Here is a 24,341-nt window from a genome sequence, read left to right as displayed (position 1 = left end):
ACCCTATACCGCCCGAAATCAGCTGGGAATTCACATGGGTCGCGCCGACTTTACCTATGACTTTCCGCATGACCGCCTGATCACGGTCGACGATCTCAATCCATTGGACATCCAGATCCTGTTCGAGCGCGCCGCGCACTGGCACGAAATCAATCGCTCGCCGGACAAGAAGCATGACGTGCTGAAGGGGCTGACCCAGATCAACCTCTTCTTCGAGCCGTCGACCCGCACGCTCGCCTCCTTCGAGCTCGCCGGAAAACGCCTGGGCGCAGACGTCGTCAACTTTTCAGTCGCGAATTCCTCGGCCAAGAAGGGCGAGACGCTCGCTGACACCGCCCGCACGCTCGCTGCCATGAAGCCCGATCTCATTGTCGTACGTCACCAGGCATCGGGCGCTGCCGATTTCATTCATCGCGAGACAGGTATCGCGACGGTCAACGCTGGCGATGGAATGCATTCCCACCCTACGCAGGGCCTGCTTGACCTGTTCGCGCTGACAAACCGCATCGGCGATGTCGGCGGCAAGCGCGTCCTGATCGTCGGTGACATCTTGCACAGCCGTGTCGCGCGCTCCGATGTTGGCATGCTCAACCTCCTCGGGGCAGAAATCCGCCTGTGTGCACCGCCGACCCTGCTACCGATCGATGTCGACCGCTGGGGCGCGGACATCTTCCACGATCTCGACGAGGCATTGGAAGGGTGTGATTCGGTGATCACCCTGCGGCTGCAGCGTGAACGCATGTCCGGCGCGCTGATCCCCTCGCCACGCGAATACTTCCATTTCTGGGGCGTTACAGCCCTTCGACTTGAATTCGCCAATCCGGATTGCGTCGTCATGCATCCCGGCCCGATGAATCGCAATGTCGAGATCGACAGCGCGCTCGCCGACGACCCAGAACGCAGCCTCATCCTCGACCAGGTCGAGGCCGGTGTTGCTATCCGCATGGCCGTCCTTGAACAGCTCGGCAGTCGCGCCCGCCGGAATTCGGGAGGCCAAACTTGACCGCTATCACTTTCCGCAACGCCCGTATTGTGGATCCGGCGAGTGGTCACGATGCGCTGGGCTGCCTGCGCGTCGTCGACGGCCAGATCGACGATATCGGTGACGGGATCGAACAGGACCATGACCGGGTCATCGAGGCCAATGGCGCCATTCTCTGTCCGGCGTTGATCGACTTGCGCGCGGCCATTGAACCGGTCTTCACTCCGTCCGGGGAAACGCTTGATACGCTCGCGCCATCCGCAGCAGCCGGCGGGATTGGCACCGTCGTGATCGCCCCGACAGACACCATGCCGATCGACACGCCGGAAGCAGTGGCCGGCCTGAAATCCGCCGCCTTGCCCAATCCGGTGCGAATTCTCATCGCTGGCGGTGCCACCCAATCGCTCGCCGGTGAACATCTGGCGGAAATCGGCCTGATGGCGGAATCCGGTGCGGTATTTGTCGCGCAGGGCGACCGGCCCATCACCGACACGACCGCTCTACGCAATCTTTTCAATTATGCAGCCGGATTCGAGCTCTGGATCGCTGTCCCGGCGCGCGATCCCTTTCTTTCGAGCGGTACCGTCGCAACCGAAAGCGAAGCCGCAGCGCGGAATGGTCTGGTGACTGAACCGGCAGCCGCCGAACGCCTCGCCATCGATCGCCTGGCAACGCTGGCTGAGTTGACGGGCGCTCGCTTGATGATTGACCGGGTTTCGACAGCCGAGGGGCTGGATGCGCTCGCCCGTGCCCGCCAGCGCGGTATCGAGATCTGCGCCACCGCTGCCGTTTCCAATCTTGCTCTCAATGCCGTTGACGCAGATGGCCTGGATCCGGCTTACCGGCTGATGCCGCCGCTTCGAAGCGAGGCGGATCGACGTGCACTGGTAGCCGCGGTGGCGAGCGGTCAGATCGATGCCGTCGTATCCGACCATCGACCCATGAGCCCGGACGAAAAAGCCCAGCCATTCTCGGAAGCGACGCCAGGTTCGACCGGAATCGAGATACTGCTGCCGGCCTTGTTGAGGCTAGTACACGAAGAAGAGCTGAATCTGGTCGATGCCTTGCGACCGCTGACCGCTGGCCCCGCCGACCTCCTCGGCCTCAGCCAGGGACGGCTGGAAGCCGGCGCGCCCGCCGATCTCGTCTTGATCGATGGCGATGCACCTTGGGTCTACGACGCGGCCGCGGGACGCTCCGCGCGGCACAATTCGACGTGGCAAAACCGGCGTTTCCAGGGGCAGGTCTTGATGACGATCGTCAATGGAGGCATTGTGCGCAACCTAAGGGAGTGGTCATGACCGGCTGGGAAGTCATCGCTTATTCGCTGGCCGCCATCGGCGGCTATATGTTGGGTTCCGTGCCTTTCGGCCTCGTGCTGACACGGCTCGCCGGGCTCGGAGACATTCGCGAGATCGGTTCGAAGAATATCGGGGCCACCAATGTGTTGCGGACCGGCCGCAAGGATCTCGCGGCAGCGACCCTGATCCTGGATGCCGCCAAGGCCGGTATTGCGGCACTGGTTTTTACCGCGCTCCTCGGCCCGGTTCCGGGACTGGTGGCCGGTGGTGCCGCTTTCCTTGGGCATTGCTTTCCGGTCTGGCTCGGATTCAAGGGCGGCAAGGGCGTCGCCACCTTCTACGGCACGCTGTTCGCCGTTGCCTGGCCTGTCGGCATTCTGGCGGCGTTGACCTGGATCGGCATGGCTCTACTGGTACGGATATCATCATTGAGCGCTCTCGTGGCCGCCGCAATGGCGCCATTGATCGCCTGGTTGTTCGATCGCCCCGGCGTGGCCCTGCTCTGCCTATTCCTCGCCGCGCTGATCTTCTGGCGGCACCGTGCCAACATTCGCCGTTTGATGCAGGGCGAGGAGCCCCGTATCGGCGCCAAGCCGGCGTGACAGGGCAGACGCCCAGCCATTCAGAACGGGTCGACTGGTTGCGCCTAGCCCGGACCCGGCAAGTCGGACCCGTCACTTTCAACAAGCTCATCCAGCGATTTGGCAATGCCGCCGACGCACTCGATGCCCTGCCAGACCTCGCCAGGAAGGGTGGTCGCAGTAATGCGCTGAGGATCGTCAGCCGCGAGCAGGCAGAACAGGAAATTGAGGCTACCCATGACGCCGGCGCGCGCCTCCAGATTGCTTCTGAGCCCGATTATCCTGGTCTGTTGGCGACACTCGACCCGCCACCGCCTGTCATTACCATCCGCGGACCTTTGGTCCCCGATGATCATGCCTGCTGCGCCATCGTCGGGTCGCGCAATGCCTCGGCGATCGGCCTTAGATTCGCGCGCGACATGGCGGCATCTTTGGGCCGGGCCGAGATCGTCATCGTGTCCGGGCTGGCACGCGGGATTGACGGGGCGGCTCATGCCGGCGCGCTCGAAACGGGAACCATCGCTGTTCTGGCTGGCGGGATCGATCACATCTACCCGCCCGAACATGCCGATCTATACGGCGACATTGGAGAGAGCGGTCTACTGGTGACAGAGTCGGCAATCGGCACGAGCCCGACAGCGCGTGATTTCCCGCGCCGCAACCGGCTCATTTCCGGTCTCGCCCTGGGCACGGTGGTCATTGAAGCGGCTTTGCGATCCGGCTCGTTGATCACGGCCCGCTTCGCCGCGGAACAGGGACGTGAAGTTATGGCTGCACCGGGGTCACCGCTCGATCCGCGCGCCAAGGGCAGCAACAGGCTCATCCGCGACGGTGCGGCGCTGGTCGAGGACGCCAACGATGTGCTCGACATCCTGCACCAGGCGAAGCGGCCTGCAACGGCCGAGCCGCCAGCCGAACCCTATGACCCTGCTGATGCGGAGACGGGCGACGGCACCGACCATGACCGGCTGCAAAGCCTGCTCTCGCCCTCGCCCGTGCCAATCGACGAGCTGGTGCGGCAATCCGGCCTGCCGCCCGGCCTTGTCCATGCCATTTTGCTTGAGCTTGAACTGGCCGGACGCGCAAACGTGCTGCCCGGCGGAAATGTCCAGCAAGCCTGGCCGGAAGATCAGGATTGAAGCCGCGCGGCCTCTGTGGCCAAAACACGGATGGCGGATTCCAGAAGACCTGCAGACGTGTCGAGACCCGACTGGCGCGAGAGATCGGCAAGTTCGCCGAGCAATTCGCTGATGAAATCGGCCGTTTCCTGAGGCGAAAGAGGCGTGGTCCGTTTCGGCAATGGCAGAGTGCTCCAATTCCCGTCGAGAGCGATTTATCGCCGATGCGACTTTTGATTGCAAGCTATGGTCGTGAGTTGACAGGCCACATCGGCTCGATCAGTTTCCGCCGCCGTTTGCCGGACTACCCATATTCGCCAGATTTGCCGGAAGTCATTGAATGAACGTTGTTGTTGTCGAATCGCCCGCCAAGGCCAAGACCATCGGAAAATATCTCGGCCCGGACTTCGAAGTGTTGGCCAGCTATGGCCATGTCCGCGACCTGCCACCGAAAGACGGATCCGTCCGGCCGGACGAGGACTTCGCCATGGACTGGGAGATCGACTCACAGTCGGTCAAGCGCGTCAAGGCGATAGCCGACGCGGTGAAGCAGGCTGACCGGCTGGTACTGGCCACTGACCCGGATCGCGAGGGCGAAGCCATATCCTGGCACCTGCTCGAGGCGCTGACGAAGCGCCGCGTCCTGAAGAATGTCGAAGTTCAGCGCGTGGCGTTCAACGCCATTACCAAGAGCGCCATTCAGGAAGCAATGCGCCATCCGCGCGCCATCGACATGGAACTGGTCGATGCCTATCTGGCCCGGCGCGCGCTTGACTATCTGGTCGGATTTACCCTCTCGCCGGTCCTCTGGCGCAAGCTGCCCGGCGCACGTTCTGCCGGCCGCGTCCAGTCGGTCGCCCTGCGCATCATCTGCGATCGAGAGCTCGAAATCGAGAAATTCCGGTCTGAGGAATACTGGACGGTTGATGCCGACCTGGTTGCCGGCGGGTCCGCACCGTTCCGCGCAAAGCTGGTCACGTTCGAAGGCGAGAAGCTGAAGAAGCTCTCGATCAAGGATCGCGCCATGGCGACGGCGGCGGCCGAAGCCATCAAGAGCGCCGATCTGACGATCTCTGCTGTCGAGGCCAAGCCAGCCAAGCGCAATCCGCCGCCGCCTTTCACGACCTCGACTCTGCAGCAGGAAGCCGCCCGCAAGCTCGGCTTCAACGCACAGCGCACCATGCGCACCGCGCAGAAACTCTATGAGGGCGTCAATATCGGCGGCGAGACAGTCGGCCTCATTACCTATATGCGGACCGACGGCGTCGACATGGCATCGGAAGCAGTCACCCAGGTCCGCGACGTGATCTCGCAGCGCTACGGTTCACTGTATTCACCTGCCAGCCCGCGTCACTACAAGTCCAAGCAGCGCAATGCGCAGGAAGCTCACGAAGCGATCCGCCCAACCAGCTTCTCGCGCGCACCGGAAGACCTGCATCTCGATTCCGACCAGGCGCGCCTCTACGAGTTGATCTGGAAACGCGCAGTCGCCAGCCAGATGGAGAGCGCCCGCTTCGAACGCACGACAATCGATATCGAGAGCGGCGATCGCCAGCTTGCGCTGCGCGCGACCGGCTCCGTACTGCTGTTCGACGGCTTCCTGACGCTTTATCAGGAAGGCCGCGACGACGAGGACGAGGAAGGCGAGAACCGGCTTCCGAAAGTCGAGCGCGGCGCCGCCGCTGACGCCGAGAAGACCCACGCGGACCAGCACTTCACCCAGCCGCCGCCACGTTTCACCGAGGCCTCGCTGGTCAAGCGCCTTGAGGAACTCGGCATCGGCCGTCCGTCGACCTATGCCTCGACTCTCACCGTGCTACGTGACCGCGAATATGTGCGCATGGACAAGAATCGCTTCGTTCCCGAGGACAAGGGCCGCGTGGTTACGGCTTTCCTCGAGAATTTCTTCGAGCGCTATGTCGAATACGATTTCACGGCCGACCTCGAGGATCAGCTCGACAAGGTGTCGCGCGGTGATCTCGACTGGAAGAAACTGCTGCGCGATTTCTGGACGAATTTCTCCGGCGATGTCGAGAAAATCGGCGAACTCCGTATCGGCGAAGTCCTCGAAGCCCTGAACGAGGCGTTGGCGCCGCATATCTTCCCCGAGAAGGAAGATGGAGCCGACCCGCGCCTCTGCCCGTCCTGCAATGAAGGCCGGTTGTCGATCCGATTGGGCAAGTTCGGTGCCTTCCTCGGCTGTTCGAACTATCCAGATTGCAAGTTCACCCGCCCGCTGGGCGCGACCGATGAGGCTCCCGCCGCAGAAGGCGATGGCGCGCTCGGCGAAGACCCCGAAAGTGGCGAGACCGTCTATCTCAAGGATGGCCGCTTCGGCCCCTATGTCGAGATCGCGGTCGCGGGCGAGGAAAAGCCGAAACGCTCCTCCCTGCCCAAGGGCTGGAACAAGGAAGACCTGACGCTCGACAAGGCGCTGCAGCTTCTTTCCCTGCCGCGTATCGTCGGTGCGCATCCGGAGGATGGCGAACCGATCGAGGCCGGGCTTGGCCGCTACGGCCCATTCGTAAAGCACGGCAAGCTTTACGCGAATCTGCCGAATATCGAAGAAGTTTTCGAGATCGGACTCAATCGCGCCGTGACCGTGCTGGCCGAAAAGAAGGCGTCACGGGGGGCACCTCAGGCACTCAAGGATCTCGGCGAACATGACGGCGAACCGGTAAAAGTCATGAACGGCCGCTATGGCCCCTACATCAAGTACAAGAAGATCAACGCCACAATCCCGCGTGGCACCGATCCGGAATCAATCGATCTTGAGGCGGCGATGAAGCTGGTCGCCGAGAAGGAAGCCAAGGGCAGCAAGAAACCGGCCCGCAAGAAGGCACCTGCGAAGAAAAAGAAAGCAGCAACGACCAAGAAGAAGGCGACAGCGAAGAAGGCGTGAGCTCCAAGTCCAAGCCCGGCGACACGCCCCTGACCCGCGAGGCCGTGCTCGATGCCATCCGGCTGGGCCAAGGCGAATTCGGAAAGCGCGAACTGGCGCGCGCATTGCGCCTCAAGGGCGATCACCGGATCGCCCTGAAACACTGCCTGCGCGAATTGCTCGACGACGGTCTGATCCGCCGCGAGGGTCGCAACGCTTATGCGCTCAAGGAGTCTTTGCCCAACGTCGCGGTTGTCGTGATCCATGATCGCGACACCGACGGGGAATTATTGGCCCGTCCAGACAAGTTTCGCGGCGACCCGCCCCTCATCCGGCTTGCTCCGGGCGATGCCAAAGGATCGCGCGGACAGCCCGCTCTCGGCGTCGGCGACCGCGCGCTGGTCCGTCTCGAAGCCGAGGACGACGGCAGCTACGAAGCCCGTCTGATCCGCAAGCTTGGCCAGAGCGCGCACAAGCTGCTTTGTGTCATGAAAAAGGGACGCGGCCAGCCCCGCCTCAAGCCCGTCGACCGCCGCTCGCGCCACGAGCTTGTGCCGGCCCACGGCGAGGCGGAAAAAGCGCGGGATGGCGACCTCGTGCTCTGTCGGCTGGGTCGCGAACAGCGCTACGGCCTGAAGACCGCCATTATCGAAGAAGTTGTCGGCGACGTGAATTCACCAGGCGCCGGCAGCCTGATCGCCTTGCACTCCCACGGCATTCCAACCGGCTTCTCCGAGGCCGAGTTGGAAGCGGTCGAAGCGCTCGAGCCGGCAAAGATGGGCCAGCGCACCGATCTGCGCGACATCGCCCTGATCACGATAGATCCAGATGATGCACGCGATCATGACGATGCGGTCTGGGCAGCGCCCGACGACGATCCCGGCAATGCGGGCGGCTGGACCGTGATCGTCGCGATCGCCGATGTCTCGGCCTATGTAAAACCCGGTTCGGCCATTGATCGCGGTGCGCTCAAGCGGGGCAATTCGGTCTATTTGCCGGACCGCGTCGTGCCGATGCTGCCGGAGCGCCTGTCCACCGATCTGTGCTCGCTGCGCGAGAAAGAGGAACGTCCTTGCCTGGCTGTCGAGATGACATTCGACGCGCATGGCAGGAAGCGACGCCACAAATTCATTCGTGGCTGGATGCGGTCCGCCGCGAAACTCTCCTACACGCAAGCTCAACAGGCCATAGACGGCGCGCCGAATGACAAGACGGCAACGCTGCTGGATTCGGTCCTGAAACCGCTTTGGGGGGCTTATGCCGCCGTGCGGGAAGCGCGCGAAGCGCGCGGGCCGCTCGAAATCGATGCACCGGAGCGGCGCGTGCGGGTCAGTGAGGACGGTAAGGTTACCGGCATCGAAACACGGGCCAGGTTCGATGCGCACAAGCTGATCGAAGAATTCATGATCCAGGCAAATGTCTGTGCCGCAGAAACACTGGAACAGGCGGGTCGTCCCCTGATCTATCGCGCGCACGAGCCGCCCAGTCTCGAGAAGATGGAATCTCTGGCCGATTTCCTCTCCACCATCGATTTCAAATGGTCGAAGGGCGAACCGCCCCGTCCCGACCGGTTCAACCGCTTGCTGGACCAGGCACGCGGGACCGAGCACTATGAAACCGTCAATGAAGTGGTCTTGCGAAGCCAGTCGCAGGCCATCTATTCCGTGGAGAATCCGGGCCATTACGGGCTCAATCTCCGGAAATATGCCCACTTTACCTCGCCAATTCGCCGGTATGCCGATCTGACCGTGCACCGCGCGCTCATTCGCGGCTGCAAGCTCGGCAAGGACGGGCAGACAGACGAGGAAGCCTCGCAGCTCGAGGCGATCGCGGAGGATATATCGGGGCTTGAGCGCCGCGCCATGGCCGCTGAGCGCGACGCCACCGACCGGTTCATTGCGATGTACCTCGCCGAGCGGGTCGGAACCGAATTCGATGGCCGGATAACCGGCGTGACCCGTTTCGGGGTCTTTGTGCGGCTCGCCGAGACCGGCGCGGATGGGCTCGTTCCGATCAGCCGCCTCGGAGATCAGCGTTTCTATCACGACGAACCCCTGCACGCCCTGGTCGGAGGAGAAACCGGAGAACTCTATCGGTTGGGAATGCCGGTAACGGTCCGGCTCGACGAGGCAACGCCGGTCACCGGTGGCCTGTTGTTCGACATGCTCACACCGCCTGAACCCGGGCCGAAACGCCGCGGACAGCGCCGCGGCGGACGTCCGAAACCTGCATTCCGCAAAGGTCAGATGAAGCGCGGGCGGCGAAGATGAGCGCGACGCCGCAAAGAGCGTTGCGGCCGAAACTCGCCGGAACCCTGATCCTGACCCGCCAATCGCGCCGCGGGCGCGAAGTCCTGATGGGCAAACGTTCTTCGAAACACGCCTTTATGCCGGAACGCTACGTCTTCCCGGGCGGACGCGTCGATCGCGCCGATCACTACGCGCCGCTTGCCGGCATGTTGCGGGGTGAGGACGCGGAATGCCTGATGCGCGTGCTGGGAGAGCGCCGCGCGCGTGCCACCGCGGCAGCCGCCTTGCGGGAAACAGCGGAAGAAGCCGGCCTTCTCGTCGGCCGCCCCGGCCAGATCACCTCGCGGCATCCGAACTGGTCGCCCTTTCGCGCGGCCGGCCTTCAGCCAGACGCCAGCCAGCTGCAGCTGATCGCCCGCGCGATCACCCCGCCCGGCCGTGTCCGTCGCTTCGATGCCTGGTTTTTCCATGCAGATGCTGACGCCTGCAAGACGCACAGCATATCGTATGAAACCGAGGAATTGCTGGATATCAGATGGGTGACGGCAAAAGAAGCCGAGACCCTTCCCCTGCCCCACGTCACGCGTTTCGTCCTTGGTGAACTCGAGCGGCGGTTAAGCGATCCTGGCGCACGGCCGCGCCATATCAGAGAATTGGCGAGACGAATGCAGATCGATCCGCTATAGGCGCGATCATGTTCGCGACCTGGTTGATTTCGCCGCAATACGGCCGCTTGCGCTCGCTCATTTCGGCGATCCTTTGTGCCACGCTATGCGGCTGTGGATTCACGCTGCTGATGCCGGTCATGGCACTCAATCTCGAAACCATGACCGGTTCAGGCGTCATCGTCGGGCTCAATGGCGCGGCGGCAGCACTGTCGACCATCCTCGCCACACCCTTCATTCCGCGCCTCATGGCGCACGTAAACGGGCGCACACTTATCGTTGCCAGCCTGGTCATGACCGGCCTCACCGTGCCGCTCTTCCCGCTGTTTCCGGTGGTCTGGCTATGGTTCGTCCTTCGCTTTGCGATGGGGTTTGCCATCACCATCGTGTTCGTGGCTTCCGAGACCTGGATCAACCAGATTGCACCGCCGGAAAAGCGCGCCACCATACTCGGCCTTTATGCCACGGCGCTGGCGGCTGGAATGGGCACGGGCGGCCTGCTGCTCGCGGCCTTCGGATCGACCGGGTGGACGCCCTGGATGGCAGCATTTCTGCTTTTCGCCGGCGGTTCGGTTCCGATCATGTTGTTGCGCGGTCCCGGAATCGAGCGGCCCGATCACGAATCGTCGAGCCTGGCCGCAATGATTCGTGCTGCGGGGCTGGCGCCGGCAGCGATCGGTGCAGGTCTGCTGTTCGGGGCCACGGAGACTATCTTCTTCGCCCTGTTCCCGGTCTATGGCGAACGCATCGGCCTCATCGACACGTCAATCGGTTTCATGATGGCGGCGGGGGCACTCGGCGGAATTGCCCTGCAAGCGCCGCTCGGGCGGCTGGCCGATGCGATCGGCCGTCTTCGGGTCGCCATTATCGCCACGCTCGCCTGTGTCATCGGGCCGGGTTTAATCTTCATGGCCGGCGCTAATGCCATGGCGATATACGCTGTGATGTTTGTCTATGTCGGTACGGCTACAGGCCTTTACACGCTGGGCCTCGCAATCATCGGTGAACGTTTCGACGGGGGCCGCATGGCAGCGGCAAATGCTGCCTTCGTCATGGCTTATGGTGTGGGGTCTCTGATGGGGCCTGCCGTGGGCGGTGGCGCTATGGATGCCTATGATCCCTACGGCTTGTTGATGGTGACGAGCGGGTTGGCGCTCACCTATCTCATTTTCCTTGCTGTGCGGCATTTTACGCGGACGCGGCAGTTGACAGGCAGATAGCCTTGAGTATGTTCCGCGCCTCGCTCGACGGATCGGTCCGTCGGGTCGTCATGTGCATTAGGGAAATTCGTCATGGCCAAGCCGACAACCATCAAGATCCGCCTCAACTCGACGGCGGGAACCGGCTATTTCTATGTGACCAAGAAAAACGCTCGCACCATGACTGAAAAAATGGTGGCCCGGAAATACGACCCGGTCGCCAAGAAGCACGTCGAATTCAAAGAAGGCAAGATCAAGTAGCCATTGACGGCTCGGGTCTTCAGGCCGCCCGTTCGGCCTTGTCTTCGACCACCACCTTGTTTCGTCCTGCTGCCTTCGCGCGATAGAGCGCGATGTCTGCCCTGCGCATGACCGCCTCGACGTCCTCGCCCGGCAAGATCTGGGCAACCCCGATCGATACCGTGACATCCAGCTCACCGCCGTCTTCTGGCAAACGGAACGGCGTGTCATAGATTGCCGCTCGCAGGCGTTCCGCACCGATCCGCGCATCGTCGAGATCTGCTTCGGGCATGAGCACGACAAATTCTTCACCGCCGAAACGGCCGGCCAGGTCGATGGCTCTCAGTTGATTGCGCAGCCGCTCCGCAAATTCCACAAGGACTGCATCGCCGGCTTCGTGGCCGTAGGTGTCATTCACCCGCTTGAAGTGATCGAGGTCCGCGATCATCACCGAAGCCTGCATTTCGCCGCCGGAAACCATGAGCGCCGCCTGTTGCAGGCGTGAGGAAATATACCGCCGGTTGGACAACTCGGTGAGCGGATCAGTGACGGCCATTTCGAGGCTGTCCTCAAGCCGCTCGCGCAATGTATCGGCGTACCGCTTGCGCCGCAGTTGCGTGCGCAGGCGGGCATTCAGTTCGCCCCGGTCAATGGGCCGGTTGACGATGTCGTTCACGCCGAGATCGAGCGCCCGCACGGAACGCGCGACTTCGTCCGGGTCAACAATGGCAATGATCGGCAGCGTCCGGGTTTCGCTGTTTGACCGGATGCGCGCGCACGTCCGCAATGCATCATAGGCGCGCGTCGTCAGATCAACGAGCACGAGATCATACCCGTCGGTCGTGCGGCGCACCGCCAATTCGGGTGCAATCTCGCTATCAACCTTGATTGTGTCCGGAAGCTTCGCCGAGATGTGGCGAATGACCCTTTCCTCTCCCGCGATGATCAGCACGCGGGCACTGTCGAGCAATTCCGGGTCGTCGGTCGCAACAGACAAGCCGCGTTCCTCGGCGTTTTCCTCGCGCAGCCGCAGCTCATCAAGCAATTCCTTGAGGCGCAGCAGCGATCGGATCCGCGCAAACAGCGGCAGATTGTCGACCGGCTTTGTGAGGAAATCGTCCGCGCCTGCTTCCAGTCCGCGAACCCGGTCTTCGGGCTGGTCGAGCGCCGTGACATTGATGACCGGAATATGGCGCGTCCGGCGATCCGCCTTCAGCCGGCGGCACGTCTCGAATCCGTCCATTCCGGGCATCATGACATCGAGCAGGATCACATCCGGTTGCTCGGAGATGGCCTTCTCGATTGCTGCCTGGCCGCTGAACGCCGTCACGACCTCGAAATACTCGGCCTTCAGCTTTGCCTCGAGCAGTCGGACATTGGGCTCCTGATCATCAACGACGAGTACCCGCGCGCTCATGCTGCCTCCTCACCGAGAAATCGCCGGATGGTCTCGATGAAGACCGAGACCGTGATCGGCTTCGACATGTAGGCTTCACACCCGCCCTGGCGGATGCGTTCCTCGTCACCCTTCATGGCAAAGGCCGTTACAGCAATTACTGGGATCGGCGAAAGCTCATCATCATCCTTCAGCCATTTCGTGACCTCCAGGCCCGATACTTCGGGTAACTGAATATCCATGAGAATGAGATCGGGAGCGTGTTGGCGGGCGAGATCAAGTGCGTTCAGGCCATTATCCGTGCCGACCGTCTCGTAGCCGTGGGCTTCGAGCAGATCGGAAAAGAGCTTCATATTGAGCTCATTGTCCTCGACGATGAGAACCTTCTTGGGCATGACTTGAAGCATGACGCCGCCGCATTCCCGTTTTCAGATGCGCTTGACGCATCCTCTGTTTCACCCCGCTCACATTAAGCCAGATGTTCCTTAATCAAGGATGAGTCGCCGGCGAACTTTTCTCCCTTTTCGGAACAAGATAAGAACAGGAAGATAATCATAACCGGACAGGATACGGAAGCATGCAGCGGATCGGCATCGATTTGGGCGGCACCAAAACAGAAGTCGCAGTGGTCGATCCGTCAGGCCAGACACGCTTTTCCGAGCGTGCGCCGACACCTATCGCCTATTCGGACAAGATCCGGCTCATCGCCGGACTCGTGGAAAAGGCTGGCCGGTCCTGCGGCAGTGATTCGCTCCCGGTCGGTGTCGGGCATCCAGGATCGCTCAATCCACGCACCGGCCTCATGCGCAACGCAAACTCCACCGAACTCAACGGTCATGCACTCAACACCGATATTGAACACGCCATTGGCCGGCCGGTCCGTTGCGCCAATGACGCCAACTGCTTTGCGCTGTCCGAGGCACGCGATGGCGCCGGACGGGATGCCGGCAGCGTGTTTGGCGTCATCATCGGCACCGGCGTCGGGGGCGGAATCGTGATCAACGGCGAACTTTGGGAGGGTGGCAGCCGCCTGGGCGGCGAATGGGGGCATACCGCCCTGCCCTGGCCGGCACCGGATGAAGTGCCCGGGCCCGCCTGCAAGTGCGGCCTTCGCGGCTGCCTTGAGAGCTGGATTTCGGGACCGGCCATCAGCGCCGATCACCGGCGTGCCACCGGAGCCGACCTCGCCGCCGAGGCAATCGTTGCCGATGCGGAAGCCGGGGATCAGGCCGCGCGCGGGACAATCGACCGGTTCGAAACGCGGTTGGCACGCGGGCTCGCCACGGTGATCAACATTGTCGATCCGGAAATCATTGTGCTCGGCGGCGGTTTGTCGAACATCCCGGAGCTGGCGGAGCGCGTCGAGACACGCCTCGCCGGCCATGTTTTTTCCGACGCGATGACCACGCGGGTGAGGCCCAACGTGCACGGGGACAGCTCCGGCGTGCGCGGCGCCGCCTGGCTTTGGCCGCTCGAATGACCGCCGGTCCCGGATATTGCCGCGCGTGCCTGGCACCGGCGACGGACGCGGACAGCTGCGCTGAATGCGGACAGCATCGGTTGCTGCGCCACCCGGAGATCAATGAACTGTCGATTGCCCACATCGACTGCGATGCCTTTTATGCGGCCATCGAGAAGCGCGACGATCCCGCGCTCGAGGACAAGCCGGTGATCATTGGCGGAGGCCGCCGCGGCGTGGTCTCGACGGCCTGCTATGTCGCGCGGCTCTATGGCGTGAAGTCTGCCATGCCGATGTTCAAGGCGCTGAAGGCCTGCCCCGACGCCATTGTCCTGAAACCGCGCATGTCGCTCTATGCCGAGGAAGGAAAGCGCATCCGCGAAATGATGCGCGACATCACGCCCGCCGTAGAACCGCTGTCGATCGACGAGGCCTTTCTGGACCTGACCGGAACCGAGCGCCTGCATCACGCCGCACCGGCCCTGACTCTGCTCCGGCTGCAACGCCGGATTCACGAAGAGGTCGGCATCACTGTTTCCGTGGGGCTTGCGTACAATAAGTTTCTCGCGAAGACCGCGTCCGATCAGGATAAACCAAACGGTTTCTTCATTCTGGGCCGCGGCGATGCGCCGGGATTCCTGCGCCGTCAGTCGACCCGCGCCGTTTACGGTGTCGGGCCCGTATTTGCCGCCCGCCTCGAAAAGGACGGCATCCGCACCCTCGACGACGTTCTGGCGCGCGGTGAAAAGACCATGGCTGAACGCTATGGCGATGGCGGATACCGATTGGCGCGGCTCGCCCGGGGCGAGGACTACCGCACCGTCACGCCGGACCGAAGCCGCAAGAGCGTTTCCTCGGAAACCACCTTCTTCGACGACATCGCCGCGCCCGCAGAGCTTGAAAAACGCCTCTGGCGGCAATGCGTTCGGGTCGCCGATATGGCCAAGGCCAAGGCCGTGTCAGGCCATGTCGTGACGCTCAAGCTGCGAACCGCGGCGTTCAAGATCATCACGCGGAGACGGACGCTGAGCAAGCCCGCCCAACTCGCGGACACGTTGTTCCGGGTCGGTCGTGAATTGCTCGAGAAAGAAGCCGACGGCCGCAAATTCCGTCTCATCGGCATTGGCATTTCCAACCTCGTCGACGGCGAATCCGACCCGCGTGACCTGCTCGATCCCGATGCCCCCAAAAGGGCTGCCGCCGAACGAGCCATGGACAAGGCCCGCGCCCGCTTCGGCGAGGACGCGGTGATCAAGGGGCGCGCGTTGCGGACCTCTCGATGAGCATGTCAAACCAGTCGTAGATTTGCGGCCAGATTCCCGCACAGCGACGGCTCATTAGCCCCTGGTGGCCAATCGTTTTCAGCCCGAATTCCTTTGGCTCCAGCCACGTCGCTTCGCGTGAAGCGGACGAATAAAGCCGCAGGATATCCGGCGTGGTCCGGCGATTGGCGATCGGGTCGTCATTCGCACCCCAGGAATGGATCGGTCCGTCGATCTCCGCAAAATGCTGTGGTCCGAGCTGATTCAGCACATCACCGAAATAGCCCGGCTTCAGACACCAGCTGCGCCAAAGCATGAAGGCCTTGCGCGGCAGGGCCGTACCACCCCATAGCCCGCCGCCGGGAATATAGCCCTTCACAGCCAGACAGGCCGGGCCGTAGATCATCCAGAAAAACAGCGCGAGGGGCATGTAGTGCCACGCCGATTTGCCCCAATACCCCGAACCGACATTGATGAAAGCATGTCCGGCGGCCAGTTTGCCGATCGGTGAAAACCCGATCAGATGCCCCCCGACACTGTGGCCCAGCGTGAACAAGGGCTGACCTGGCGCCATAGCCATTGCGAATTCGCCGGCCGCCGTCATGTCAAGGCGTCCCCAGTCCAGCATGTCGGCCTCGAAGCCCCTGAGCCCGGTCTCCGGCACCGAACCGGCAATGCCGCGGTAATCATAGGTCAGCACCGCATACCCGCGCTCGGCCCCGGCTTGCGCCAGTCGCGCATAGAATTCTTTCGGAAAGCCCGTGCCCGAACTCAGGAGCACGCTGGCCTTCGGACGATCCGGCCAGAAAGCTGACGCCGACAGTTGAAAACCGTCGGCGGCGGTCACGATCACAGGTTCTTCATGCACCGTCATTCCGGGCTCCGGATCAGCAAGTGCGTGCAAGCATGCCGGATAACCTTCGCGTCAAGTCAAGCGGCTTGCCTGACCGCACTGACGGTGTAGGAGTGAAGTGCAGCAAGGGAGACTGACAATGTCCGATGCCGAAAAACGCCTTGCCGATCTTGGCTTGACCCTGCCGGAGGCGGCCGCACCTGTTGCCAACTACGTGCCCTACGTCCGGAGCGGCCAGCAAATCTTCGTTTCCGGGCAAATCTCCCTCGGACCCGATGGTCTCGTGAAAGGACGCCTTGGCGAATCCATGAACGTCGAACAGGGCCAGGCCGCCGCCCGCTTGTGTGGGCTCAACCTGATCGCCCAACTCAAAGCCGCGCTCGACGGGGACCTGTCGCGTCTCGTCCGCGTCGTGAAGCTTGGAGGCTTCGTTTGTGCAACACCGGAATTCGCGGCCATCCCGAAAGTCATCAATGGCGCCTCCGACCTCATGGTGGAGGCTTTCGGCGAAGCCGGGCGCCATGCCCGGTCAGCCGTCTCCTGCCCGGCCCTGCCGCTCGGCGCCGCGGTCGAGGTCGACGCGATCTTCGAAATGGCCTAGCGCGCCAGCCGCGCGTGCATTCTGCCAATCGCGATGAAGGCCAGGCTGGTCAACGTGAAGGCAACGATCATGATCGCCAGCTGGTAGGCCACGCCGGAATATCCCAGCGTATTCACATCGAGAAACGGATAGGGATAGAACCCGGTCACCGCGCCCTTGATCAGCGAATAAGCGGTATAGGCGATCGGGTAGATCTGCCACACCAGAGCTTGCGAATAACGCGCTGTCCGCTGCGGCGACCCGAGCAGCCATTCGAGCAGCACGGCAGCTGGCACCACATAGTGCAGCAACAGATTCGCGAACCATTGAATGCCTTGCGGATGATGGTCTGCCGACAGCAGGAGGTGATACACCACGCCGACCAGCACGATGTAGCTTGTCACCGCTGTTCGCACATCATCGCGCGCAAAAAACCGACCCGGCGCACTGTCCGGGCGAAGCGCATTAAGTCCCCAGCCGACAGCGACCAGCGAATTGGTCAGGACGGTAAAATAGCTGAAATACCGGATGCTGGCGCCGGCAATCCCGATTTCGGCGCCGGCAACGAAGGTGAAATACTGGATGATGACGGCGGCCAGCGCTGTAAACGCAATCGCCGCACGGATGCCGCGGCTCATGCGGTCATACCTCCGCAAGCTTTCAGCGTGGTGCCGTTTATGTATGACGCGTCCTCGCTGGCCAGAAATGCCACCGCGGCAGCGACTTCCTCGGCTTCGCCATAACGGCCCAGCGGCACCATCATCTTCTGCAAATCTGCATTTTGGCCATCGGCCGGATTCATGTCCGTGTCGATCGGCCCCGGCTGGACGACGTTGGCGCGAATGCCCTTGCGGCCGAATTCGCGGCCCGCAGCCCTGGTGATCAGTTCGACACCGGCTTTCGACGACGAATAGACACCAACGCCGGGCATCTGCGCGGCATCCCCGGCGACTGAACCGATCGTGACGATGGATCCGCCGGGCGACATCACCCTGTAGGCCGCACGCAACCCTTCGAAGACCGCGGTCAGATTGATCGCCAGCATCTGGTCCCAGACCTCGTCGGAACATTTAGCAAGTGAGGTCAAAGGATAAACGCCGGCATTGTTGACCAGCACGTCCAGTTGGCCATAGCGCGCAGCAACATCGGCAATCAGGGCCGCCGTCGCGCCGCGCTCGCTCGCATCACAATGCAGTGCTTCCGACTTCCGGCCCATGGCGCGAATTTCCTCGGCGACGGCTTCGGCCTTGTCCTTCGAACCGCCATAGGTCAACACGACGTCGGCCCCTTCAGCGGCAAGCCGACGGCATATTGCCGCGCCAATTCCGCGCGAGCCACCTGTGACCAGCGCCACCTTTCCCTCGAATCTGTTGCTCATCTATTCCCTCCCGGATTTCGCCGAGTTTGACTATTTTCGGTGCGCTTGTCATCGCGCCCGAAACGCGAAACTGCAGCCGCAATCGCGATCAGGGCGCCCGCACACTGACAAGCGGTTGATTGCCATCTTCCCCTGGCTGCGCGTAACGCCTATCTCCAACAGCGATGACCGGGCTTTCTCTGCGCTCCATTGCCAGCCTGACCGAGGTGGACAAGCCCGCCTGGGACGCTGTCGCCAATCCGGCGGGCGAAAGCTTCGATCCCTTCCTGTCCTGGGACTTCCTGCACGCGCTGGAAGCCAGTGGGTGCGCCACGACCAAAACCGGCTGGCAACCTGCTCACCTGGTGGCCACGGCTGCTGACGGCACGCTGCGCGGTGCCCTGCCGGCTTATGCGAAAGCACATTCATATGGCGAATACGTGTTTGACCATGCCTGGGCAGATGCCTTTGAGCGCGCCGGCGGTCGATATTATCCCAAACTCCTGTCGGCTATTCCCTTCACGCCCGCCACCGGACGCCGCCTTCTGGCACCCCAAGCGGACATCCGCGAAGCCCTGGCGCTCGGCGCCATGCAGCTTGCCGAAACCAACGGACTGTCGGTCTGGTCAATGAATTTCCCGGCGGCTCCCGATCGGGAGACCGCGGACCGGCTCGGCCTGCTTCACCGCGTCGACCGGCAATATATCTGGGAAAATGAGGGCTATCGGACCTATGACGATTTTCTCACTGCGCTGTCTTCACGCAAACGCAAGGCGCTGAAAAAGGAGCGCGCAGCAGCCAATGACGGGATCGAGATTGTCGGCCTAACAGGTGATGATCTCCGCCCGGAACACTGGGACGTGTTCTTCGCCTGCTACCAGGACACCGGCAGCCGCAAATGGGGCCAGCCCTATCTCAATCGCGACTTCTTTGACCGCATCCACCGGGCAATGGCGGACCGGGTCTACATGGCGATGGCCAAGCGCGACGGACGCTATTTTGCGGCAGCACTCAACTTTATCGGATCGGATGCGCTTTATGGCCGCTATTGGGGACGGCTCGCTGAAAGCCCCTTCCTGCATTTCGAGCTTTGCTATCACCGCGCCATCGATTTCGCGATCGCGCATGGCCTGTCGCGCGTCGAGGCTGGCGCCCAGGGCGAACACAAGTTGGCGCGGGGCTATCGTCCCCGGCCCGTGCATTCCGTGCACCACATTCCCGACGGAAACTTCCGGCAGGCGGTTGCAGACTATCTCGACTACGAACGCCGCGCGGTACTGGCCGATATAGAGGCACAGCAGGCTGAATTGCCTTTCAAGGCGTCGCCGTGAAGTATTGATCAGTCCGCCCAGCTATTCACGGAGCCCGAACATGAGCCTCACCGGCGATTACGACGATCAGAATGTTTTCGCGAAAATCCTGCGAGGCGAAGCCCCGGCCATCAAGATTTTCGAAGACGATGTGGTCATCGCGTTCATGGATATCTTCCCGCAGTCACCCGGACATTGTCTGGTCGTGCCGCGCGAGCCGGCGCGCAATTTGCTCGATCTCTCGCCCGAAACCGCTTCCGCTGCGATCCAGCGAGTTCAACGGCTGGCCCGCGCGGTGGAGACCGCGCTCCAACCCGACGGGCTTGTCGTCACCCAGTTCAATGGGGCACCGGCAGGCCAGACCGTCTTCCATATCCATTTCCACATCATTCCGCGCTGGGCTGATAAGTCGCTGGGACGACACGGAGACGGTCAGGCCGACACCGACGAACTCAAGTCGCAAGCGGAACGAATTCGCGCCGCGCTCATCTAGACATGCGGGCTCCACATCACCGTCCAGGCCCCGAATACGCCTAGTGCCGTGATGCCGGCGGCGGCCAACATGACCGCTGACGTCGCCAGCTTCAAACCGCCCGAACGCCTGTCCGAAGCGAACAGGTAAAGCTCGAGCACAGCCAGCGGCAGGAGATAGCTTCCAAAGGCGATGAAGGCGTCGAACGGACCATCGAGTGTCCGGCTCATCCCTGCCCCGCCCGTCAGTATCGCCCACGCCATATAGCCAAGGCGCGTGAACCAGACGCCGCTCAACAGGATAAAGGTCCGCATAGCCCAGCGCCGGTGGCGGTCGATTTCCCGGCGCCTGGCAAAATAGAAGGCAATGCAGATCGTCACCAATGCCATCAGGCCGTTGATCGTGGTGCCCCAACCGCCGATCTCGGTCAGCCGCGAGCCGCGGCCCCAGATCATCCAGATGCCGCCAATGGCCATAACCGCGCCGATCGTCAGATAGGTCCGCCCCGTCCAGCGGTGCAATGTCGGGAAACGCTTGCGCACCGGCGGCATCAGCTGAAGCGTGCCGCCAACGCAGATCACGAAGGTCAGCAATGTGTGGGAGATGAAAGCGAGATTGCCGACCAAATCGCCAGCAGTGAAGCCCTGGATCAGCCCGGTTTCGTCCCAGCGTGCCCACTGGCCGCTGAGAGTCTCGGGCGCATAAGCGGCAATGACATAATAGGCGAAAAGCCACTGGCCGATGACCGCCGCGAGAAACCAGAGCAGTCCGGTGGATTTGAGAATGGCTTGGGGGGAGGGCACCGCGGCGCGCGGCGCAGCGACATGATCGACCGGCATGTGATATCCTTTCTTGTATCGCCTGCCCTGACCGGCATGGCACTTGAAAGGAAAACCCAAAGGCCATCGGCAGGCTCGCCGATTTGCAAATCGGCTGGAAAATCACGGCCGGCTTGCATACAAGCAATTGCCGGGTGGATGGTAGCAGACGAATGAGGGAATAGCGGCGTGCTTGAATTCGGCGTGACATTGAAAGGCCTCGCGATAGCGATGGCCGCCGGTTGGGTCGCCTGGATCGGGTTGCGCCGCGACTTCTCCCGCCTCAACATCGTCTGGGCAATCTTCTGCATCGGCCTCGTCGCCGTCATGGTTATCGAGATCGCCGGGCGGCCAGCCCTCGGTGCCGCCTACCCGGCCCTTGCGATCGCCAGTTGCGCATCCTGTTCTTTCTTCTGGCTGACCTCGCGCGAATTATTCCGGCACCGCGCGGTTCTGGGCCCTCCCGAAATTGCGATCCTGGCCGGCATCTTTCTGCCCACGGTCTTCGATCAATTCGCCCTGGTCACCGGCCTCGGCAATCTCATGGGCGAAGCCACGCTGACAAGCTGGATGACCCGCCTCGACGGGCTGCAAACACTGTTCAGCTCGGCCGCGCTTGTGCTCGCTTTCGGCGAAGGACTGAATGGCTGGTCGGGCATTTCGGAAGCCGAGAAGCGAATCCGCTATGTCTTCCTGTCCGCCTTCGGCGCTGGCGTCGGGATCTGCGTCCTGTTGTTTGATCACGGCCGGCTGGAGTTCCTTTCACCCGAAATAACAACCGCCATTCAGGGCCTCTGCGCCATCGCGATCATGGGCTGCACCAGCATCGCGCTATTCCATCGTCAAAAGCATCCGCTGCCTGCAGGATCCGCCCGAAAGGCGCCGCCCGCAACGGCCGACGAACACGCGCTGGCGCGGCGCGCTCAAGCCGTCGTGACGGAGGGGGCCTATCTCGATCCCGACCTGAAAGTGTCCACGCTTGCCGGAATGCTGGGCGAGAAGGACTACAAGGTTTCCCGCGCCATTGTGGCCGGTCTCGGCCAACCCAATTTCAACCGCTTCATCAACCGCTTCCGGATAGAACACGCACAGTCTCTTTTGCGGGACCCGGTCATGGCTTCGCGTGGCATTCTGAATGTCGCACTCGACAGCGGTTTTGCTTCGCTGGGCCCGTTCAACCGCGCCTTCAAGGAGGCAACCGGCCTGACGCCGCGTCAGTATCGCGAACAGCAAAAGGCCGCCACCGGATCCGGTGACGGCCTTGATGCACGTCAGGTTTTTGCGGAATAACTGCGTTTAGCGCACGGGCTCCTTGGCCTTCTTTTTCCCGCCACCCTTCGACTTCGGTTTGATCCGGTCGCCGGGCGTGATCTCGAAATCGAGCCGGTCTGGATCGGCTGCATCGACATCGACTTTCACCAGGCCACCATTCTTGAGCTGGCCGAACAGAATCTCGTCAGCCAATGGTTTCTTGATGTGCTCCTGGATCACGCGGGCCAGCGGCCGCGCGCCGAATTTGGTGTCATAGCCGCGCGTTGCCAGCCATTCTGTGGCTTCGTCGCTTAGCTCGAAAGTCACGCCACGGTCGGCCAGCTGGGCTTCCAGCTGCAGTACGAATTTCTGCACCACGCGTGCAACGATCGGCTGCGACAGGCCGGCAAAAGGAATGATCGCGTCGAGGCGGTTACGGAATTCCGGCGTGAACAGCTTCTCGATCGCCGCCTGGTCCTCCCCTTCCCGCTTGTCACGGCCAAAGCCGATGGCTTCCTTGGCGGCATCGGCAGCCCCGGCGTTCGTGGTCATGATCAGCACAACATTGCGGAAGTCGACGGTCTTGCCATTGGCATCAGTCAGGCTGCCATGATCCATCACCTGCAACAGAATGTTGAACAGATCGGGATGCGCCTTCTCGATCTCGTCGAGCAACAGCACGGCATGCCGGTGCTGGTCGACGGCATCGGTCAGGAGACCGCCCTGGTCGTGACCGACATATCCCGGCGGCGCGCCGATCAACCGCGAAACCGTGTGCCGTTCCATGTACTCCGACATGTCGAAGCGCAGCAGTTCGACCCCGAGGATCGAGGCCAGCTGCTTGGCGACTTCGGTCTTGCCGACACCGGTCGGACCCGAGAACAGATAATTGCCGATCGGCTTCTCCGGTTCGCGCAAGCCTGCGCGAGCCAGTTTGATCGCCGAGGACAGCTTCTCGATGGCCTCGTCCTGGCCGAACACGACATGGCGCAGATCCGACGGCAGTGACTTCAGCGCTGTCTCGTCATCCTTCGACACCGATTTTTCGGGCACGCGCGCCATCTTGGCGATAACGGTTTCGACCTCGCGCACGCCGATCGTCTTCTTGCGTTTCGATACCGGCTGCAGCCGCATGCGCGCGCCGGCCTCGTCGATCACGTCGATAGCCTTGTCCGGCAGCTTGCGATCGGTGATGTAGCGGGTCGACAGGTCGACCGCCGTTTTCACTGCATCGTTCGTGAAGCGCACATCGTGGAATTTCTCGAAATGCGGCTTCAGACCCATCAGGATTTTTACGGTGTCGTCCTTGCCCGGCTCGACCACATCGATTTTCTGGAAGCGTCGCGCCAGCGCGCGATCCTTCTCGAAATGCTGCCGGAACTCCTTGTAGGTCGTCGAACCCATGCAACGCAGTCCACCCGATTGCAGCGCCGGTTTCAGCAGGTTGGACGCATCCATCGCGCCGCCCGATGTCGCGCCGGCACCGATCACAGTGTGAATCTCGTCGATGAAGAGGATCGCGCCTTCCTTGTCTTCGAGCTCCTTCACCACCTGTTTCACGCGCTCCTCGAAATCACCGCGATAGCGGGTCCCGGCGAGCAGCGAGCCCATATCGAGCGAATAGATCGTAGCGTCCTGCAGGACTTCGGGAACGTCTTTCTCGATGATCTTGCGGGCCAGGCCTTCGGCGATGGCAGTCTTGCCGACACCCGGATCGCCAACCAGCAACGGATTGTTCTTGCGACGGCGGCACAGCACCTGGACGCAGCGCTCCACCTCGGATTCCCGGCCGATCAGCGGATCGACACCACCTTCACGCGCCTTGGCGTTGAGGTCGACGCAATAGGCTGACAGCGCATCGCTGTCCTTTTCCTCTTCGTCTTCCTCTTCGATGGCACCGCGCACCGGCCGTGCCTCACCCTCGCCCGGCCGCTTGGCGATCCCGTGCGATATATAATTCACCGCGTCATAGCGGGTCATGTCACGCTCCGCGAGGAAATGCGCGGCATGGCTTTCACGTTCGGCAAAGATCGCGACCAGCACATTGGCACCGGTTACCTCTTCCCGGCCGGCATTCTGGACGTGGATCACCGCTCGCTGGATGACGCGCTGGAAGCCGGTCGTCGGCTTCGCGTCCTCATTGTCGTCGACGGCCAGCTCGCCCAGCTCGGCATCGACAAAAGCCGTCAGTGTCGCCTTCAGCTCCCCGAGATCGAGATCACACGCATTCATCACGCCCGCTGCGTCCTCGTCGTCGACAAGCGCTAGCAGGAGATGTTCCAGCGTGGCGTATTCATGACCACGCTCGTTCGCGAAACCGAGTGCGCGATGCAGCGTGTCTTCGAGAGCGGTTGAAAATGAGGGCAA

The 24,341-nt window shown here is 62.2% G+C and carries 23 protein-coding genes; 15 read left to right on the top strand and 8 right to left on the bottom strand.

Going from position 1 to position 24,341, the window contains the following annotated elements; genetic code table 11:
- Positions 1 to 34 precede the first annotated feature (34 nt).
- Genes ACOOFN_RS12845 through dprA form a run of 4 tightly spaced genes read left to right on the top strand, consistent with a single transcriptional unit; the run spans position 35 to position 4,003 of the window.
- Positions 35 to 1,003: an aspartate carbamoyltransferase catalytic subunit gene (locus tag ACOOFN_RS12845; protein WP_420432103.1), complete on the top strand. Its 969-nt coding sequence runs from the start codon at positions 35 to 37 to the stop codon at positions 1,001 to 1,003.
- Positions 1,000 to 2,283 carry a dihydroorotase gene (locus ACOOFN_RS12840; RefSeq protein ID WP_420432101.1) on the top strand — a complete coding sequence of 428 codons (1,284 nt, stop codon included), beginning with the start codon at positions 1,000 to 1,002 and terminating at the stop codon, positions 2,281 to 2,283. The genes ACOOFN_RS12845 and ACOOFN_RS12840 overlap by 4 nt, the downstream gene beginning before the upstream one ends.
- The gene (gene plsY / locus ACOOFN_RS12835; protein WP_420432099.1) at positions 2,280 to 2,885 is read left to right on the top strand and encodes a glycerol-3-phosphate 1-O-acyltransferase PlsY; all 606 of its coding nucleotides are present in this window, start codon (positions 2,280 to 2,282) and stop codon (positions 2,883 to 2,885) included. Before ACOOFN_RS12840 ends, plsY begins: the two co-directional genes overlap by 4 nt.
- Positions 2,882 to 4,003: a DNA-processing protein DprA gene (gene dprA / locus ACOOFN_RS12830; protein ID WP_420432097.1), complete on the top strand. Its 1,122-nt coding sequence runs from the start codon at positions 2,882 to 2,884 to the stop codon at positions 4,001 to 4,003. The genes plsY and dprA overlap by 4 nt, the downstream gene beginning before the upstream one ends.
- Here the strand turns inward: dprA and ACOOFN_RS12825 are convergent.
- On the bottom strand, positions 3,994 to 4,164 hold the full coding sequence (locus ACOOFN_RS12825) for a hypothetical protein (protein WP_420432095.1): 171 nt from the start codon (positions 4,162 to 4,164) through the stop codon (positions 3,994 to 3,996). The genes dprA and ACOOFN_RS12825 overlap by 10 nt on opposite strands.
- Positions 4,165 to 4,322: 158 nt before the next feature.
- Between ACOOFN_RS12825 and topA the strand changes: the two genes are divergently transcribed.
- From topA to rpmG, 5 genes are all read left to right on the top strand, one after another.
- On the top strand, positions 4,323 to 6,884 hold the full coding sequence (gene topA, locus ACOOFN_RS12820; protein ID WP_420432093.1) for a type I DNA topoisomerase: 2,562 nt from the start codon (positions 4,323 to 4,325) through the stop codon (positions 6,882 to 6,884).
- The gene (gene rnr, locus ACOOFN_RS12815) at positions 6,881 to 9,133 is read left to right on the top strand and encodes a ribonuclease R (protein ID WP_420432091.1); all 2,253 of its coding nucleotides are present in this window, start codon (positions 6,881 to 6,883) and stop codon (positions 9,131 to 9,133) included. Before topA ends, rnr begins: the two co-directional genes overlap by 4 nt.
- Complete coding sequence (locus ACOOFN_RS12810; protein ID WP_420432089.1) at positions 9,130 to 9,798, top strand: NUDIX domain-containing protein; 669 nt, start codon at positions 9,130 to 9,132, stop codon at positions 9,796 to 9,798. The genes rnr and ACOOFN_RS12810 overlap by 4 nt, the downstream gene beginning before the upstream one ends.
- 8 nt (positions 9,799 to 9,806) lie before the next feature.
- On the top strand, positions 9,807 to 10,997 hold the full coding sequence (locus ACOOFN_RS12805) for an MFS transporter (RefSeq protein ID WP_420432087.1): 1,191 nt from the start codon (positions 9,807 to 9,809) through the stop codon (positions 10,995 to 10,997).
- Between the two features lie 72 nt (positions 10,998 to 11,069).
- Entirely contained in the window at positions 11,070 to 11,237 is a 168-nt protein-coding gene (gene rpmG / locus ACOOFN_RS12800) for a 50S ribosomal protein L33 (RefSeq protein WP_420432085.1), read from the top strand.
- A 19-nt stretch (positions 11,238 to 11,256) separates the two neighbouring features.
- Here the strand turns inward: rpmG and ACOOFN_RS12795 are convergent, their stop codons facing one another.
- Entirely contained in the window at positions 11,257 to 12,633 is a 1,377-nt protein-coding gene (locus ACOOFN_RS12795) for a PleD family two-component system response regulator (protein ID WP_420432083.1), read from the bottom strand.
- Positions 12,630 to 13,007 carry a response regulator gene (locus tag ACOOFN_RS12790; RefSeq protein WP_420432081.1) on the bottom strand — a complete coding sequence of 126 codons (378 nt, stop codon included), beginning with the start codon at positions 13,005 to 13,007 and terminating at the stop codon, positions 12,630 to 12,632. The genes ACOOFN_RS12795 and ACOOFN_RS12790 overlap by 4 nt, the downstream gene beginning before the upstream one ends.
- A gap of 182 nt (positions 13,008 to 13,189) precedes the next feature.
- Here ACOOFN_RS12790 and ACOOFN_RS12785 point away from each other — a divergent pair, with 182 nt between their 5' ends.
- Both ACOOFN_RS12785 and ACOOFN_RS12780 read left to right on the top strand, forming a co-directional pair.
- Positions 13,190 to 14,092, top strand: coding sequence for an ROK family protein (locus ACOOFN_RS12785; protein ID WP_420432079.1), 903 nt, complete (start codon positions 13,190 to 13,192; stop codon positions 14,090 to 14,092).
- Positions 14,089 to 15,354, top strand: a complete 1,266-nt coding sequence (locus tag ACOOFN_RS12780; RefSeq protein WP_420432077.1) for a DNA polymerase IV — start codon at positions 14,089 to 14,091, stop codon at positions 15,352 to 15,354. Before ACOOFN_RS12785 ends, ACOOFN_RS12780 begins: the two co-directional genes overlap by 4 nt.
- Here ACOOFN_RS12780 and ACOOFN_RS12775 read toward each other — a convergent pair.
- On the bottom strand, positions 15,323 to 16,207 hold the full coding sequence (locus ACOOFN_RS12775) for a serine aminopeptidase domain-containing protein (RefSeq protein ID WP_420432075.1): 885 nt from the start codon (positions 16,205 to 16,207) through the stop codon (positions 15,323 to 15,325). The genes ACOOFN_RS12780 and ACOOFN_RS12775 overlap by 32 nt on opposite strands.
- 118 nt (positions 16,208 to 16,325) lie before the next feature.
- On the opposite strand from ACOOFN_RS12775, the gene ACOOFN_RS12770 reads away from it, so the two are divergent.
- Positions 16,326 to 16,787, top strand: coding sequence for a RidA family protein (locus ACOOFN_RS12770; RefSeq protein WP_420432073.1), 462 nt, complete (start codon positions 16,326 to 16,328; stop codon positions 16,785 to 16,787).
- Here ACOOFN_RS12770 and ACOOFN_RS12765 read toward each other — a convergent pair.
- Both ACOOFN_RS12765 and ACOOFN_RS12760 read right to left on the bottom strand, forming a co-directional pair.
- Entirely contained in the window at positions 16,784 to 17,404 is a 621-nt protein-coding gene (locus tag ACOOFN_RS12765; protein ID WP_420432071.1) for a Pr6Pr family membrane protein, read from the bottom strand. The two genes, ACOOFN_RS12770 and ACOOFN_RS12765, sit on opposite strands and share 4 nt — an antisense overlap.
- Positions 17,401 to 18,144, bottom strand: coding sequence for an SDR family NAD(P)-dependent oxidoreductase (locus ACOOFN_RS12760; RefSeq protein ID WP_420432069.1), 744 nt, complete (start codon positions 18,142 to 18,144; stop codon positions 17,401 to 17,403). Before ACOOFN_RS12760 ends, ACOOFN_RS12765 begins: the two co-directional genes overlap by 4 nt.
- A gap of 164 nt (positions 18,145 to 18,308) precedes the next feature.
- Here ACOOFN_RS12760 and ACOOFN_RS12755 point away from each other — a divergent pair, with 164 nt between their 5' ends.
- Both ACOOFN_RS12755 and ACOOFN_RS12750 read left to right on the top strand, forming a co-directional pair.
- On the top strand, positions 18,309 to 19,454 hold the full coding sequence (locus tag ACOOFN_RS12755) for a GNAT family N-acetyltransferase (protein ID WP_420432067.1): 1,146 nt from the start codon (positions 18,309 to 18,311) through the stop codon (positions 19,452 to 19,454).
- 40 nt (positions 19,455 to 19,494) lie between these two features.
- On the top strand, positions 19,495 to 19,926 hold the full coding sequence (locus ACOOFN_RS12750) for an HIT family protein (protein ID WP_420432065.1): 432 nt from the start codon (positions 19,495 to 19,497) through the stop codon (positions 19,924 to 19,926).
- Here ACOOFN_RS12750 and ACOOFN_RS12745 read toward each other — a convergent pair.
- Positions 19,923 to 20,744, bottom strand: coding sequence for a DUF2306 domain-containing protein (locus ACOOFN_RS12745; RefSeq protein WP_420432063.1), 822 nt, complete (start codon positions 20,742 to 20,744; stop codon positions 19,923 to 19,925). The genes ACOOFN_RS12750 and ACOOFN_RS12745 overlap by 4 nt on opposite strands.
- Positions 20,745 to 20,912: 168 nt before the next feature.
- On the opposite strand from ACOOFN_RS12745, the gene ACOOFN_RS12740 reads away from it, so the two are divergent.
- Positions 20,913 to 22,013, top strand: coding sequence for a helix-turn-helix domain-containing protein (locus tag ACOOFN_RS12740; protein WP_420432062.1), 1,101 nt, complete (start codon positions 20,913 to 20,915; stop codon positions 22,011 to 22,013).
- A 6-nt stretch (positions 22,014 to 22,019) separates the two neighbouring features.
- Here ACOOFN_RS12740 and clpA read toward each other — a convergent pair whose 3' ends face one another.
- Positions 22,020 to 24,341 (bottom strand): ATP-dependent Clp protease ATP-binding subunit ClpA, encoded by a 2,322-nt coding sequence (clpA, locus tag ACOOFN_RS12735; protein ID WP_420432060.1) that lies wholly within the window; start codon positions 24,339 to 24,341, stop codon positions 22,020 to 22,022.

It is taken from the genome of Hyphobacterium sp. (assembly GCF_965217055.1).
Classification (GTDB): domain Bacteria; phylum Pseudomonadota; class Alphaproteobacteria; order Caulobacterales; family Maricaulaceae; genus Hyphobacterium.
This window is presented reverse-complemented; position numbering and strand designations above follow the sequence as displayed.

Bases quoted from the DNA above. Each gene is read 5' to 3' on its own strand.
- ACOOFN_RS12845 (WP_420432103.1), top strand. From the start codon at position 35: ATGGGTCGCGCCGACTTTACCTATGACTTTCCGCATGACCGCCTGATC.
- plsY (WP_420432099.1), top strand. From the start codon at position 2,280: ATGACCGGCTGGGAAGTCATCGCTTATTCGCTGGCCGCCATCGGCGGC.
- topA (WP_420432093.1), top strand. From the start codon at position 4,323: ATGAACGTTGTTGTTGTCGAATCGCCCGCCAAGGCCAAGACCATCGGA.
- ACOOFN_RS12810 (WP_420432089.1), top strand. From the start codon at position 9,130: ATGAGCGCGACGCCGCAAAGAGCGTTGCGGCCGAAACTCGCCGGAACC.
- ACOOFN_RS12805 (WP_420432087.1), top strand. From the start codon at position 9,807: ATGTTCGCGACCTGGTTGATTTCGCCGCAATACGGCCGCTTGCGCTCG.
- rpmG (WP_420432085.1), top strand. From the start codon at position 11,070: ATGGCCAAGCCGACAACCATCAAGATCCGCCTCAACTCGACGGCGGGA.
- ACOOFN_RS12795 (WP_420432083.1), bottom strand. From the start codon at position 12,633: ATGAGCGCGCGGGTACTCGTCGTTGATGATCAGGAGCCCAATGTCCGA.
- ACOOFN_RS12790 (WP_420432081.1), bottom strand. From the start codon at position 13,007: ATGCCCAAGAAGGTTCTCATCGTCGAGGACAATGAGCTCAATATGAAG.
- ACOOFN_RS12785 (WP_420432079.1), top strand. From the start codon at position 13,190: ATGCAGCGGATCGGCATCGATTTGGGCGGCACCAAAACAGAAGTCGCA.
- ACOOFN_RS12780 (WP_420432077.1), top strand. From the start codon at position 14,089: ATGACCGCCGGTCCCGGATATTGCCGCGCGTGCCTGGCACCGGCGACG.
- ACOOFN_RS12775 (WP_420432075.1), bottom strand. From the start codon at position 16,207: ATGACGGTGCATGAAGAACCTGTGATCGTGACCGCCGCCGACGGTTTT.
- ACOOFN_RS12770 (WP_420432073.1), top strand. From the start codon at position 16,326: ATGTCCGATGCCGAAAAACGCCTTGCCGATCTTGGCTTGACCCTGCCG.
- ACOOFN_RS12765 (WP_420432071.1), bottom strand. From the start codon at position 17,404: ATGAGCCGCGGCATCCGTGCGGCGATTGCGTTTACAGCGCTGGCCGCC.
- ACOOFN_RS12760 (WP_420432069.1), bottom strand. From the start codon at position 18,144: ATGAGCAACAGATTCGAGGGAAAGGTGGCGCTGGTCACAGGTGGCTCG.
- ACOOFN_RS12755 (WP_420432067.1), top strand. From the start codon at position 18,309: ATGACCGGGCTTTCTCTGCGCTCCATTGCCAGCCTGACCGAGGTGGAC.
- ACOOFN_RS12750 (WP_420432065.1), top strand. From the start codon at position 19,495: ATGAGCCTCACCGGCGATTACGACGATCAGAATGTTTTCGCGAAAATC.
- ACOOFN_RS12745 (WP_420432063.1), bottom strand. From the start codon at position 20,744: ATGCCGGTCGATCATGTCGCTGCGCCGCGCGCCGCGGTGCCCTCCCCC.